This window comes from Mycoplana sp. 10N416 (assembly GCF_056394765.1).
On record NZ_JBFTIM010000006.1, the window covers coordinates 124,439 to 138,387 of the forward strand.

General features: G+C 62.9%; 10 protein-coding genes. 2 read left to right on the plus strand and 8 right to left on the minus strand.

Annotated elements, in window-relative coordinates:
• Window positions 1–35 precede the first annotated feature (35 nt).
• Both ugpA and ugpB read right to left on the minus strand, forming a co-directional pair.
• Window positions 36–947: a sn-glycerol-3-phosphate ABC transporter permease UgpA gene (gene ugpA, locus AC1DDS_RS13970; protein ID WP_477479449.1), complete on the minus strand. Its 912-nt coding sequence runs from the start codon at window positions 945–947 to the stop codon at window positions 36–38.
• Window positions 948–1,110: 163 nt separating this feature from the next.
• The gene (ugpB, locus tag AC1DDS_RS13975; RefSeq protein WP_477479450.1) at window positions 1,111–2,421 is read right to left on the minus strand and encodes a sn-glycerol-3-phosphate ABC transporter substrate-binding protein UgpB; all 1,311 of its coding nucleotides are present in this window, start codon (window positions 2,419–2,421) and stop codon (window positions 1,111–1,113) included.
• Window positions 2,422–2,751: 330 nt separating this feature from the next.
• On the opposite strand from ugpB, the gene AC1DDS_RS13980 reads away from it, so the two are divergent.
• Together AC1DDS_RS13980 and AC1DDS_RS13985 are read left to right on the plus strand one after the other, a co-directional pair.
• Entirely contained in the window at window positions 2,752–3,846 is a 1,095-nt protein-coding gene (locus AC1DDS_RS13980) for a branched-chain amino acid ABC transporter substrate-binding protein (RefSeq protein WP_477479451.1), read from the plus strand.
• A gap of 93 nt (window positions 3,847–3,939) precedes the next feature.
• Window positions 3,940–6,393, plus strand: coding sequence for an adenylate/guanylate cyclase domain-containing protein (locus tag AC1DDS_RS13985; protein WP_477479452.1), 2,454 nt, complete (start codon window positions 3,940–3,942; stop codon window positions 6,391–6,393).
• Between the two features lie 303 nt (window positions 6,394–6,696).
• Here the strand turns inward: AC1DDS_RS13985 and acs are convergent, their stop codons facing one another.
• The 6 genes from acs to AC1DDS_RS14015 form a co-directional block, all read right to left on the minus strand.
• A complete protein-coding gene (gene acs / locus AC1DDS_RS13990; RefSeq protein WP_477479453.1) occupies window positions 6,697–8,652 on the minus strand; it encodes an acetate--CoA ligase in 1,956 nt (651 codons plus the stop codon).
• Window positions 8,653–8,665: 13 nt separating this feature from the next.
• Complete coding sequence (locus AC1DDS_RS13995) at window positions 8,666–9,427, minus strand: ABC transporter ATP-binding protein (protein ID WP_310416042.1); 762 nt, start codon at window positions 9,425–9,427, stop codon at window positions 8,666–8,668.
• The gene (locus AC1DDS_RS14000; protein WP_477479454.1) at window positions 9,424–10,197 is read right to left on the minus strand and encodes an ABC transporter ATP-binding protein; all 774 of its coding nucleotides are present in this window, start codon (window positions 10,195–10,197) and stop codon (window positions 9,424–9,426) included. Before AC1DDS_RS14000 ends, AC1DDS_RS13995 begins: the two co-directional genes overlap by 4 nt.
• Before the next feature lie 11 nt (window positions 10,198–10,208).
• Window positions 10,209–11,351, minus strand: coding sequence for a branched-chain amino acid ABC transporter permease (locus AC1DDS_RS14005; RefSeq protein WP_477479455.1), 1,143 nt, complete (start codon window positions 11,349–11,351; stop codon window positions 10,209–10,211).
• Between the two features lie 6 nt (window positions 11,352–11,357).
• A complete protein-coding gene (locus AC1DDS_RS14010) occupies window positions 11,358–12,386 on the minus strand; it encodes a branched-chain amino acid ABC transporter permease (protein ID WP_477479456.1) in 1,029 nt (342 codons plus the stop codon).
• 197 nt (window positions 12,387–12,583) lie between these two features.
• The gene (locus tag AC1DDS_RS14015; protein WP_477479457.1) at window positions 12,584–13,927 is read right to left on the minus strand and encodes a substrate-binding protein; all 1,344 of its coding nucleotides are present in this window, start codon (window positions 13,925–13,927) and stop codon (window positions 12,584–12,586) included.
• Window positions 13,928–13,949 lie beyond the last annotated feature (22 nt).

Sequence of the window (13,949 nt, forward strand, 5' to 3'; positions counted from 1 at the left end):
TGTCATGGCCGCTTGCGGGCGGAAGCGTTGACGGCTCAGCCATAATGCACCTTCCTCTCGACGTAGCGGAACTGGATCGCGGTGAGCGCTATGACGATGGCCATCAGGATCACCGACTGGGCGGCCGAATCGCCGAGGATGAGATTGACGAAGCCGTCGTTGTAGACCTTGTAGACCAGCGTCTCCGTGGCCTTGCCCGGCCCGCCGCCGGTGACGGCGTGGATGATGCCGAAGGTGTCGAAGAAGGCATAGACGGTGTTGACCACCAGCAGGAAGAAGGTGGTCGGCGCGAGCAACGGGAAAACGATCGTCCAGAAGCGCTTGTTCTCGCCGGCGCCGTCAATGGCGGCAGCCTCGATCAGCGTCTTCGGGATCGCCTGCAGCCCGGCGACGAAGAACAGGAAATTGTAGCTGATCTGCTTCCACGATGCGGCCGCGACGACCAGAACCATCGCCTGGTTGCCGTTGAGCAGCGGATCCCACCTTATGCCGAGCCAGCGCAAGCCATAGGCGAGCGAGCCGATCGAGGGATTGAACAGGAACAGCCACAGCATGCCGGCAATCGCCGGCGCCACGGCATAGGGCCAGATCATCAGCGTGCGGTAGAGCCCGCGGCTGCGCACGACCTTGTCGGCCATGACGGCGAGCAGGAGGGCGACACTCATGGCAACCGCCGCGGTGGCGACGGAGAAGACGATCGTGACGTGAACCGAATTGAGGTAGTTCGGATCCGACAGCACCTTCCTGAAATTGGCGAACCAGACGAATTTGGAGGACAGCCCGAAGGGGTCCTCCCGGAGCATCGACTGGTAGAGCGCCTGGCTGGCCGGCCAGTAGAAGAACACCAGCGTGATCGCCAGCTGCGGCGCGACCAGCAGATAGGGAAGAATCTTGTTGGGAAAGACGACGCGTGGGGACAATGCGAGCCTCTTCGGCGGCTGGGTCATCGGCTTGTTCGTGGAGGCCCACACCGCAGCTCGGTGCGTGCAGCACCCTCGCCCCGGCCGATCGGACGAGTGACGATGCCATGCTAACGTTGCGATGCCTCTCTCCGCGGAAAAAGGTGGTGAGCGCGGCGAACCCGATTCAGGGGCCGCCGCGCCCACGGCATCAGTTGTTGATCGCGTCCTGGATCGCCTTGTTGCCACGCTCAACGGTATTGTCGAGCGCCTGCTGGGCGGTCTGCTGGCCGGCGAGCATCTTCTCGAGCTCCTCGTTCTCGATGTCGCGGACCTGCGGCAGGTTGACAAGGCGGACGCCCTTCGAATTCTCGGTCGGCGCCTTGCCCATCATCTGCTTGATCGGGATCTCGCGGGCCGGGTTCTTGTCGTAGAAGCCCGACTTCTTGGTCTCCTCGTAAGCGGCGAGCGTGACCGGAAGGTAGCCCGACACCTGGTGCAGGCGTGCCTGGATCGGCGTCTGCGACAGGAAGTTGAAGAAGGTGGCGACGCCCTTGTACTGCTCGTCCGGCAGGCCGGCGAAGACCCACAGCGATGCACCGCCCGGGATGGTGTTCTGCGGCGCGCCCGCTGCATCCGCCTCGTAGGGCAGCTGGCCGGTGCCGTAGTTCATGCCCGACTTGACGATATCGCCGAGACCGCCGGAGGATTCGGTGAAGATGCCGCATTCGCCGGCGAGGAAGATCTGCTTGGCTTCCGACGTGCGGCCGCCGTACTTGAACGTTCCGTCCTTGGCGAGCTCGGCGAGTTCCTGGAAGTGCTTGACGAAGGTCGGGGCATTGATCTTTAGCTCGACGTCCGTGCCGCCGATGCCATTCTCGTTGGTGCCGTAGGACAGGTTGTTCCAGGCGGCGAAATTCTCGGTGTGGATCCAGGTCAGCCAGGTCGAGGTGAAGCCGCAAGGTGCGGCACCGCTCGACTTGATCTTCCTGGCCGCATCCCAGACCTCGGACCAGGTCTTCGGCGGGTTGTCGACGTCGAGGCCGGCCTTCTGGAAGATGTCCTTGTTGTAGTAGAGGATCGGCGAGGACGAGTTGTACGGGAACGACAGCATCGTGCCATCGGGCTTGGAATAGTAGGAAACGATGCCCGGCAGGTACTGGCTCTTGTCGAAGGCCTGGCCGCCCATCGACAGGATCTCGGCAACCGGCTTGATGGCGCCCTCGGCGGCCATCATCGTGCCCGTGCCCGCATCGAAGACCTGCATGATCGCCGGCGGTTGCTTGGCGCGGAAAGCGGCAATACCGGCATTCAGCGTCTCGGGATAGGTGCCCTTGAACACCGGAACGACCTTGTACTCGCTCTGGCTCTCGTTGAACTCCTTGGAAAGCTGCTCGACCACCTCGTTGTTGGCTCCCGTCATGGCGTGCCACCACGAAATCTCGGTGACCGCGAATGCGGAAGTGCTGGATAGCAACGTGAATGTGGCGGCAACTCCGGCCGCGAAGCCTACGATCTTCATGTCTCGCTCCCGTTCTGGTTGGCGAAAGGTTTAGTCTCGCGGAGAGCAGTATTGTCAGTTTATGACAGCCATACAACAGTTTTGTATCGCCACATGAAAGTCGCATGCGAAGCTTCTCGATGGTGATTTCAAGTTGCAGCGTTATACCCATACCGTATAGCAAACCCATGCGCTCAACATCCGCGCCGCCCGCAACCCGTATTTGGTTGTCCTGATGTCACCCCTCCAGGTGTCCCGTGCTTGTGGCGGATGCACACCCACGGCTCCTTTGGGCACAGACAAGTAGCCGCACCTGTTGATCCAGAGTATATTGAGAAAAGGAGGTGCGTCATGCGCCGACCTTTCCCATTAGCAGTCGCTTTGGCATCGCTGATCGGCTTTCACGCTCAGGCCGAGATTCTGATCGGGGCCGCCGGCCCGATGACCGGCAAGCTGACCTGGATCGGCGAGCAATTGCAGCGAGGCGCAGAGCTTGCGGTTCACGACGTCAATGCTCAAGGGGGCGTGCTCGGCCAGTCGGTTCGGCTCATCATTGCCGATGATTTTTGCGACCCGGATCAGGCCACTGCAGCGGCCAAAAAGCTGGTGGCCGACAGAGTCGTCTTCATCGTCGGGCACTACTGTTCCGGCGCATCGATTCCGGCGTCTGGGGTCTACGAGGCGGCAGGAGTGCTGCAGATATCTCCAGGTTCCACAAATCCACTCCTGACGGAGCAGGGTCGTGCCAATGTCTTCCGCGTCATTCCACGCGACGATGCGCAGGGTGCGACCGCAGGGGACCTTCTCGCCGACCGGTGGGGCGGGAAGAAGATTGCGATACTTCATGACGGGACCACCTATGGCAAAGGCCTGGCGGAGCAGACGAAGAAGCGGCTGAACAGCCGCAACGTGACCGAAGCAATCTACCTTCAATATGAACCGGGCAAGAGCGACTATGCAGCGGAGGTTGCCAAGCTCAAGGAACAAGGCATCGACGTGATCTATGTGGGCGGGTACCATACTGAGGTCGCATTGATGGCGAGCGCCGCTCGCGATGCCGGTTACCCGGTTCAGTTCGTGTCCGGCGATGCCATGGCGACCGAGGAACTGGCGCTGATCGCGGGGCCTGCCGCTGAAGGCCTTCTTTTCACCTTTACACCGGATGCGCGCCGAAACGCCGAAGCCGCTGCGGTCGTCGCCCGCTATCGCGCGGAAAATTATGAGCCCTATGCCTATACCCTGCTGACTTACGGCGCCATCCAGGTCTGGGCCCAGGCTGTCGCCAAGGCCGGTTCGCTGGAGATCGGACGGGTGATCGACGCACTCCACAAGGGCGAGTTTTCGACCGTGCTCGGACCGATCGCTTTCGACGACAAGGGCGATCTGACGCGGCAAGTCTGGGCGTGGTACGTCTGGAAGAATGGGGAGTATGTGCCCGTAGAATAGGCCCAGGATCAGGATTGGCAAACTGCTGGCGGGCCGGCGAATTTTGAGCATCCGGCGCGACAGAGGCGAGCCGCATCAGCCGGAATGGAGGCGATGCATAACCGTCTCGGCATACGTGGCCGCTTGTTGCTTGCATTCTTCGCTCTCAGCGCCATCAGCATGCTGTCGAGCGCCGCTGCGATCTATGCGCATCGGGAAGTCGGCTCCGTCGTCGCGCACATCACGCAAAGGCGGATGCCCTCTGCCCTTGTTGCGCTGCAATTGTCTCGACAAGCCGAACGGGTAGCGGCCGCCGCGCCGTCCATGCTCGCCGCAACGAGCGCGATAAAGCGTGCCGAGGTGTCCGCCGCCATCTCGGTCGAGATGGCACGTCTCGAAACGCTGCTCGGGTCACTCAAGGGCAGCACGCTTGGAACCGAGTCCGCAGAGATCGAAAGTGCGGTCCTTGGCCTGGAACGAAACCTGCGGACGCTCGACGATCTGGTTGCGACGAGGCTGACGGTTGTCGACCGGAAGCAAGAGCTGTTGCGCCGGTTGGGTGCTGCGTCGACGGCGGGCCTGCGTCTGATCAATGCCGGCACGCTGGTTGCGAACTCGAAAATGGCGGCCTGGCAAAAATTGGTCGCTGGCTCTGACGCACCGCCCGAGCAGCGCGCCGCAGCGGCAGAGAGCGCCTTGCTGGCGATCGTAGGTTATCTTCCCCAACAGAAAGCCCAACAGGAGATTGCCGCGGTCAATGATGCGCTGCTGAAGGCCGCCAATACGCCAACGTCCGGCGATCTTGCGCTGAGCATCTTTCCACTGCAGCGTTCCCTAAACAGCCTCGAGGCGATCGTCCAGCAGATCGAAGCCAAGTTGCAGGCCCGCTTTCGGGATCGAGTCGCCGAGTTCAGGGCATTGGCCGAAGGCGACGCCGGAATTCCGGCCGTTCGCGGACGCGAGCTGGCCATTCTGGCCGAGGGCGAGAAGCTCGTGGCCGAGAATGAGAGGCTTTCCCGGGACCTCACCGCTGCGGTTGATCGTCTTGTAACCGCTGCTCACCGTGAGATCGCCGATGCCGGACGAGAAACGTCGGCCGTACAAGCTTTCGGGACGGGGGTCGTTCTCGGCTCCGCCCTGCTGACGCTCGTCAGCTCGATCATGGTCGTCTGGCTCTACGTCGACCGCAACCTTCTCGCCCGGCTTGCGAGCGTCAGTCAGAGCATGCTGGCCATTGCCGGGGGCAATCTGCGAGTGCAGCTGCCCAGGCCGGCGAGCGACGAGATTGGCCGCATGGCCGAGGCGCTGCGGCTCTTTCGCGACACTGCGATCGAAGTGGAGGAGAAGAACCTGCGCGAAGTCGCCGAAGCCCGCCAGCACCTCGTCGACGCGATCGAAAGCATTTCCGAGGGTTTTGCTCTCTACGATTCGGAGGACATGCTCCTCCTCTGCAACAGCCGCTACCGCGAAATTCTCTATCCGGACATGGATGATACCGTCATTTCGGGCGCCCGGTTCGAGGCAATCATCAGGGCGGCTGCGGAGCGCGGGCTTATAGAGAATGCGGTTGGTCGCGAGGAGGAATGGATCGCCGAGCGCCTGCTCGCGCATCGCAATCCAACCGGAACGCATGTCCAGCGCCGCAGTCCGGACCGCTGGATCCAGATCAGTGAGCGCCGGATCTCGGGCGGCGGGACGGTTGCGGTCTATTCCGACATCACCGAGCTGAAGCGTCGAGAGCAGGATCTGTCCGAAAAGTCGATCGCCCTCGAGGCGCTTTCGAGCAAACTGGCCAAGTATCTCGCACCTCAGGTTTATAATTCGATCTTCAGCGGCCAACAGGACGTGAGGATTGCGAGCCAGCGCAAGAAGCTGACGATTTGCTTTACCGATATTGCCGGTTTCACCGAAACAACCGACAAGATGGAGTCGGAGGAACTCACGCAGATCCTCAACCAGTACCTGTCCGAAATGTCCAAGATCGCCTTGGAGTTTGGCGCTACAATCGACAAATATGTCGGCGATGCCATCATGATGTTCTTCGGCGATCCCGAGACGCGCGGCATCAAGGAAGACGCCATTGCCTGTGTCTCGATGGCGCTTGCGATGCAGAAGCGAGTGGGCGAACTCGGCGAGATCTGGCGCAGCGTCGGAATAGAAACGCCGCTCCGCTGCCGGATCGGTATTCACACGGATTATTGTACCGTCGGCAATTTCGGCAGCGAAGACCGGATGGACTACACGATCATCGGGGGTGCCGTGAACCTGGCCGCAAGGCTGGAGCAGGAGGCAGCCCCCGGCTCCGTCCTTATCTCCTACGAGACCTTCGCGCAGGTGAAGGATGTGATCCATTGCGAGGAGGTTGGCCCGATCCAGGTCAAAGGCATTGCTTATCCAACTGCCGCCTACCGTGTCGTCGCTTCCAAGGCAAATCTTTCAAGAGCAGAGGAAATTCATAAGGACATGCCGCATCTAAAGCTCGATTTGGAGCCAGAACTCATGTCGAGCGGCGAGCGTGAGAGTGCAGCTGCCGCCCTTCGCGACGCGCTCGATCGGCTTGGCCACTAAGGTCGGGAACGATGGAGGATGAGTTCCGGGCTGACGGCGGTCGTGGTCTCTCGTCTCACATGCCGTGGCCGGCGCTTGGCCGATGCTCCGGTAAATGCCGCCACAGCTTAATCACGTGGCCGGATGACGCTCTCGGTTTCCGGCACTCATGCTCGTGGTTGCTGGCACTGCTCTCCGTCATCGCCGTTTCGGCTCGCCCTGGGCGTTTGCAGCGCAGGCCCGGCCTGTAGGGGCATCAGAAGTTCAAGTCGCTGACGGGGCGGCAGCGAGGCTCCAAAGGTCTCCTCGCGGCCGCGCTTGCTTTCAGGCTTTCCTGTTTTGCCGGTTTGCGATGAGGTCGTCGACGACCGAGGGGTCGGCGAGCGTCGAGGTGTCGCCGAGCGCGGAGAAGTCGTCCTCGGCGATCTTCCGCAGGATGCGGCGCATGATCTTGGCCGAGCGTGTCTTCGGCAGCGCCGGCGCGAATTGGATCTTGTCGGGGGCCGCGATCGGCCCGATCTCCTGGCGCACATGGGCGATCAGATCCTTGCGCAGCGCGTCGCTCGGCTCTTCGCCCTCCATCAGCGTGACATAGCAGTAGATGCCCTGGCCCTTGAGGTCGTGCGGGTAGCCCACCACCGCCGCTTCCGACACCGTCTCATGCGCCACCAGCGCCGATTCCACCTCTGCCGTGCCCATGCGGTGGCCCGACACGTTGATGACGTCGTCGACCCGCCCGGTGATCCAGTAATAGCCGTCTTCGTCGCGCCGGCAGCCGTCGCCGGTGAAGTATTTTCCCTTGTAGGTGGAGAAATAGGTCTGGATGAAGCGATCGTGGTCGCCGAACACCGTGCGCATCATGCCCGGCCACGGCTGCGCGATGCACAGGTTGCCCGAGCCCACCCCCTCGATGACCGCGCCGTCATTGTCGACGATCTCCGGCACCACGCCGAAGAAGGGCCGGCTCGCCGAGCCCGGCTTCAGGTCGGTGGCGCCCGGCAGCGGGGCGATCAGGATGCCGCCGTTCTCCGTCTGCCACCAGGTGTCGACGATCGGGCAGCGGCCCTCGCCGACGACGTTGTAGTACCATTCCCAGGCCTCCGGGTTGATCGGTTCGCCCACCGAACCCAGCAGGCGCAGGCTCTCGCGCGAGCTCCTCTTCACCCAGTCGTCGCCCGCCCCCATCAGCGCCCGGATCGCGGTGGGCGCGGTGTAGAAGATGTTGACCTTGTGCTTGTCCACCACCTGCCAGAAGCGCGAGGCGTCGGGATAGTTCGGCACGCCCTCGAACATCAGCGTCGTCGCGCCGTTGGCCAGCGGTCCGTAGAGGATGTAGGAGTGGCCCGTCACCCAGCCGACATCGGCCGTGCACCAGTAGATGTCGCCGTCATGATAGTCGAAGATGTATTCATGCGTCATCGACACATGCACCAGGTAGCCGCCGGTGGTGTGCAACACCCCCTTGGGGCTGCCGGTCGAGCCGGAGGTGTAGAGGATGAACAGCGGGTCCTCCGCATTCATCGGCTCGGCCGGGCACACGGGCGAAGCCGCCTCGGCCGCCTCGCCCAGCCACACGTCGCGCCCGTCCACCCAGTTGATCGCTCCGCTGGTGCGGCGCACCACCAGCACCTTATGCACCGGATTGCCGGCCGCCGCGGCGATCTCGGCCGCCTTGTCGGCATTGGCCTTCAGCGGCACCTTGCGGCCGCCGCGCAAGCCTTCGTCGGCGGTGATCACCACATGCGATTCGCAGTCGACGATGCGCCCGGCCAGCGAATCGGGCGAGAAGCCGCCGAACACCACCGAGTGAATCGCCCCGATGCGCGTGCAAGCCAGCATCGCGTAGGCGACCTCCGGGATCATCGGCATGTAGATCGTGACGCGGTCGCCTTTCTTCACCCCCTGCGTCTTCAGCACGTTGGCATAGCAGCACACCTGCCCGTGCAGCTCGCGGTAGGTGATCTTCCGGTCCTCGGCGGGATCGTCGCCCTCCCAGATGATGGCGACCTGGTCAGCGCGCGTGTCGAGATGCCGGTCGATGCAGTTGTGGGAAAGGTTGAGCTCGCCGTCCTCGAACCACTTGATCGACACCTCGCCCTCGAACGAGGCGTTTCTGACCTTGGTGTAGGGTTTGAACCAGTCCAGCCGACGCCCGTGCCGACCCCAGAACCCGTCCGGGTCGCGAACGCTCTCCGCATACCAGGCAAGATAGGTCTCGTTGTCGATCAGAGCATCCTTCTTCCAGGCGGCCTGAACAGGGTGAACAATTTCCTTCGACATTCTCTCCCCCGCCTCAGATCGCCAGATACTCGTTGCGGAGGTCCTCGCTTTCGAGAAGCTCCTTGGCCGACCCGGCAAAGACCAGCTCGCCGGTGTCGAGGATGACGGCGCGATCGGCGAGCCGAAGTGCGGCGACGGCGTTCTGCTCGACGATGATGGTGGTGATGCCGCGCTCCTTGATCTGTTCGACGATGCGCTCGATCTCCTTGACGATGACCGGCGCCAGTCCCTCATAGGGCTCGTCGAGCAACAGCAGCTTCACCTCCCGCGCCAGCGCCCGGGCGACGGCCAGCATCTGCTGCTCGCCGCCCGACATGGTGACGGCCTCCTGCTTGCGCCGTTCGGCCAGTCGCGGGAAATGCTCGTAAAGCTCGTCGAGCGACATGCCGTGGCCGGGCGCCACCTGCGCCAGCACCAGATTCTCCTCTACCGTCATGCCGGGGATGATCCGCCGGTCTTCCGGTACCAGCTGGACGCCGGCCTGCGCCGCCTGCCAGGACTTCATGGCGTGCAGCGGCTGCCCCTCCAGCCAGATTTCGCCGGAGCGCAGGGCGGGATTGTCCATGCGGGCAATGGTGCGCAAGGTGGAGGTCTTGCCGGCCCCGTTGCGGCCGAGCAGCGCCAGGATTTCGCCCTTCTTCACGTCGAGCGTGACGCCTTGCACGATGTAGCTCTCGCCGTAATAGGCGTGGACATCGCGCACCGCGAAAAAGGCCTTGGAGGGATCGGCCTCCGTGGCGGCCGAAATCGCTTCCCGTTTCATCGCAACGTTCATTGCACGCTCCCGCCCAGATAGGCTTCCTGCACGCGCGGATCTTCCTTGATCTCCTGGGGAAGACCCGACGCGATGATGCGGCCCTGCGCCAAGACGGAAATCCTGTCGGCCAGCGAAAAGACGACATGCATGTCATGCTCGATGATGACCTTGGTCATGCCGCTGGACTTGATCTTGCGCAGAAGCTCGATGGTGGTGTTGGTGTCGTGCCGGCTCATGCCGGCCGTCGGCTCGTCGAGCAGCAGCAGGCGCGGCCGCTGGATCAGGCACATGGCCAGTTCCAGCCGGCGCTTGTCGCCGCGCGACAGCGAACCGGCATGATCGTCGCGGCGGCCATGCAGGCCGATATCGTCGAGGATGTCTTCCGCCTCCTGGCGGATTTCCCGCTCGGAATCGATGCTGCGCAGCATGTTGACGCGGAAGGCGCCGTCGCGCCGCGCAAAAGCGGGCGCCATGACATTGTGCAGCACCGGCAGGTCCGGAAAAATTTCCGGCGTCTGGAACACGCGCGAAATGCCGAGCTGGTTGATCTCGTGCGGTGCCTTGCCGGTCAGCACGGTGCCATCGAACACCACCGCACCGCTGCTGGGCGGAATTCGGCCGATGATGACATTGAGCAGTGTCGACTTGCCGGCCCCGTTGGGGCCGATGATGGCGTGGGTCTTGCCCTTCTCGATCTGCAGGTCGATGTCCGAGAGGGCACGCAGGCCACCGAAATTCTTGTGAACGTCGGCCGCGTGCAGGATGATGTTGGGCGTTGCTTCAATCATGACGCGTTCTCCTATTCCGCCGGCTGGACCGAGGCGACGCCGTCAGACGCCGCCTTTCGGCGTTTCAGACGTGCCATGAGGCGATGGAAGCCCTCCACCAGACCGCCGGGCAGGAAAACGACGATCAACACGAACATCAGGCCAAGCGTGAGATGCCAGCCCTCGCCCACGAACTTCGACAGCACCGTCACGACGACGTTCTGCAAGCCATCGGGCAGGAACGACAAGGCACTGTTGAGCATGTTGGTGTTGATGGCCGAGAAGATGTTTTCGAAGTATTTGATCAGCCAGGCGCCGATCACCGGCCCGAACAGGGTTCCGACACCGCCCAGAATGGTCATGAGGACCACGTTGCCGGACTCGGTCCACTTCATGCGCTCGGCACCCGCTAGCGGATCGGTGATGGACAGCAGCGCGCCCGCCAGACCGGCGAACATGCCGGAGATGACGAAGGCCGCCAGCATATACGGCCGCGTGTTGAAGCCGGTGTAGTTCATGCGCGTCTGGTTGGACTTGATGCCACGCAGCGCCATGCCGAAGGGCGAGGCGAAGATCTTCTGGGAAATGTAGAAGGCCAGGATCAGCACCGCGGCGCACAGATAGAAGCCTGAATAGCCGCTGACCGAACTGCCGAGCAGCGTCGGCTGCGGCAGGCCGGCGACACTGGCCTGTGCGCCAACGATCGCATCCAGATAGCGCGGATCGTTTCGCGCCAGCAGCAGGCCCGTTTCGCCATTGGTGATCGGTGTCAGCACCGAATAGGCGAGGCTATAGCTCATCTGGGCGAAGGCGAGCGTGAGGATGGAGAAATAGATGCCGGTGCGGCGCAGGCTGAAATAACCGATCAACAGCGCGAACAGGCCGCTGACGAGGACGGCGAAGACCATGGCCGGCATGATGTCCATCGTCAGCAGCTTGAACGACCACACCGTGGTGTAGGATCCGACCCCCAGGAAGGCGGCATGTCCGAAGGACAGATAGCCCGTGAGGCCGAACAGGATATTGAAGCCGATGGCGAAGATCGCATAGATCGCGAACTTCTGCATGAGGCCGGGATAGGCGGCGCCAAGGGGCGACAGCCAGATCGGCATGGTCAGCACGATGGCAGCGAAGACTGCGAGTGCTGCGAGGTCCTTGCGAGAAAGCGAGAACATGGTGGATCAGCTCTCCATGATTCCGCGCCGTCCCATCAGGCCGCGCGGACGCACGAGCAGGATGACGACTGCGACGAGATAGATGATGACCTGGTCGATGCCAGGGATGAGGGATTTGATCCCGGTCATCGACGCGAAGGACTGCAGGATGCCGAGCAGGAAGCCGGCCGCGACCGCGCCGGGCAGCGAGCCCATGCCACCGACCACGACGACGACGAAGCTCAGGACCAGGAAGTCCATGCCCAGGTGGTAGTTGGGCGCCAGGAGCGGCGTGTACATGACGCCGGCCACACCCGCCACCACCGCCGCCAAGCCGAAGACGATGGTAAAGCGCCGGTCGATGTCGATGCCCATCAGCCCGACCGTCTCCCGATCGGCCATGCCGGCGCGCACCACCATGCCGAACGTGGTGAATTGCAGGAACGCGAACACGCCGCCGATGACCAGGGCGGAGAACAGCAGGTAGATCAGGCGCCACCACGGATAGGTCAGCGTATGGGCCGCCATGCCGAACCAGACGCCGATGTCGGCCGCGCCGCGCAGGTCGGTCGGGATCGGCTGCGGCACCGGATTGGCACCGAAGAAGCTCTTGACGATCTCCTGCAGCACGATGGCGAGACCGAAGGTGACGAGGATCTGCTCGGCGTGGCTGCGCTTGTAGAAATGCTTGATGAGACCGCGCTCCATGGCGATGCCGATGAGCAGCATCACTGGAATGGCGAGCAGGATCGAGATCGGCACCGAATAGTCGACCAGCACGGCGCCGAAATCGCCGAACCAGTTCTGCACCAGTGGCGTGCGCACCTCGACCGGCGAGCCCCAGGGCGACAGCTTCTCCGGATCGAAGGTCACCGTTTCAAGGGTGATGAGATAGCGGAAGGTGACGGCGCAGAAGCAGCCGAGCATGAACAGCGCGCCATGGGCGAAATTGACGACGCCCAGCGTGCCGAAAACCAGTGTGAGGCCAAGGGCGATCAGCGCATAGGCGCCGCCCTTGTCCAGCCCGTTCAGCAACTGGGCCAAGAACACGTTCATCTAAGTAATCCTTCGATGCGAGACGGTGCGCATTGCAAACGTCCTTGACCGCCCGCGTCCCGCTGGACGCATGCTGGCGATCTCTCTGCTTGATCGGGCATCGCACCATTCGCTTTTAGGTGCGATGCCCTGAGTGGGCAGGCAAAGGGCTGCGCCCCGCCCGCTGCAATCAGGCGAGGCGCGATGCCGCTATGTCTTCAGCACGCGTTGGGCTCGTAGGGCCCAAGCTCTCCGCCGAAGATCGAGGCGTCATAGGTGACGTCCTCGCGCGTCGTCTTGCCGATCACGTTGAGCACGTCGAAGCGGCTGGTCGGGTTCTCGTTGCCGCGCACGACCAGAACCTCCTTGAGGCACTGGTGGTCGGTGTCGCGGTAGACCGTATGGCCGTTGCCCATGCCGTCGAACTCGAAGCCTTCCAGCGCCTTGATGACTTCCGGCGGATAGAAGGTGCCGGCCCGCTCCACAGCGTCGGCGTAGAGGATGGCCTGCACGTAGCCGGTGTGGGCCGACTGGGACGGCGGTTGGCCATAGGCCTCGCCATAGGACTTGGTGAAGGCCTTGGTGCCCTCGTCGTCCAGCGACCACTGCCAGTTGGAGGTGCCGATGATGCCCTTCACCGCTTCACCCGCGCCCACCGCCATCAGTTCGGAGAACATCGGCACGACGATCTCGAAGTTCTTGCCGTTGGCCTGCCGCTCGCGCAGGCCGAACTGCACCGCCTGCGGCAGCGAGTTGACCATGTCGTGGCCGTAGTGGTTGAGGATGAGCACGTCGGCGCCCGAGTTCAGCACCGGGGTGAGATATTGCGAGTAGTCGCCGAGGCCGAGCGGGGTGCGCACCGTGGCCACCGTCTCCCAGCCGAGCGCCTCGGTGGCGTTCTTGATCGATTCTTCCTGCGTCCAGCCCCAGGTGTAGTCGGCGGTCAGGTGATAGGCCCGCCGGTCGGTGCCGTATTCCTTGGCCAGGAACGGCGCGATGGCGACGCCCGACTGATAGGCATTGAAGAAGTGCCGGAAGCCATAGCGGCGCTTGTCCTTGCCGGTGGTGTCGTTGGAGTGGGTCAGGCCGGACATGTAGATGACGCCCATTTCCTGACACAGGCTCTGCTGGGCGATCGCCTCGCCGGAGGTAACCGAACCTGTGACCATGATGGCCTTGTCGCGTTCGATCATGCGTCGCGCACCGTCGCGGGCCGCGTCAGTGTTGGTCTGGGTGTCGCCGGTCACGTATTCGACCTTGCGGCCGAGCACGCCGTTGCCCTTCAGCGCCACGGGCTTCAGGGTCTGGAGCAGGCCACCATCCCCCTCCCCGTTGATGTGCTTTACGGCCAGTTCGTAGCCCTTGAGCTGCTCCATCCCCTCTTCGGCATAGGAACCGGTCTGCGGCACGTTGAAGCCGAACACGATCTTGCCGCTGGTCGGGTCATTGCAGAAATTCTGCGCCCAAGCTCCCTTGGTGAAAATATGAGGCGTGCTGAGCGCAACGATGCCAGCACCGGCCCCCTTGAGCAGGCTTCGCCTGTTGGTACGAAAAATGGTCATTTCATCTCCTCCACGCGGCCAA

Excerpts from the sequence above, each read along its gene's own strand:
- AC1DDS_RS14015 (WP_477479457.1), bottom strand. The coding sequence starts at position 13,927 with ATGACCATTTTTCGTACCAACAGGCGAAGCCTGCTCAAGGGGGCCGGT.
- acs (WP_477479453.1), bottom strand. The coding sequence starts at position 8,652 with ATGTCGAAGGAAATTGTTCACCCTGTTCAGGCCGCCTGGAAGAAGGAT.
- ugpB (WP_477479450.1), bottom strand. The coding sequence starts at position 2,421 with ATGAAGATCGTAGGCTTCGCGGCCGGAGTTGCCGCCACATTCACGTTG.
- AC1DDS_RS14010 (WP_477479456.1), bottom strand. The coding sequence starts at position 12,386 with ATGAACGTGTTCTTGGCCCAGTTGCTGAACGGGCTGGACAAGGGCGGC.
- AC1DDS_RS14005 (WP_477479455.1), bottom strand. The coding sequence starts at position 11,351 with ATGTTCTCGCTTTCTCGCAAGGACCTCGCAGCACTCGCAGTCTTCGCT.
- AC1DDS_RS13985 (WP_477479452.1), top strand. The coding sequence starts at position 3,940 with ATGCATAACCGTCTCGGCATACGTGGCCGCTTGTTGCTTGCATTCTTC.
- ugpA (WP_477479449.1), bottom strand. The coding sequence starts at position 947 with ATGACCCAGCCGCCGAAGAGGCTCGCATTGTCCCCACGCGTCGTCTTT.
- AC1DDS_RS14000 (WP_477479454.1), bottom strand. The coding sequence starts at position 10,197 with ATGATTGAAGCAACGCCCAACATCATCCTGCACGCGGCCGACGTTCAC.
- AC1DDS_RS13980 (WP_477479451.1), top strand. The coding sequence starts at position 2,752 with ATGCGCCGACCTTTCCCATTAGCAGTCGCTTTGGCATCGCTGATCGGC.
- AC1DDS_RS13995 (WP_310416042.1), bottom strand. The coding sequence starts at position 9,427 with ATGAACGTTGCGATGAAACGGGAAGCGATTTCGGCCGCCACGGAGGCC.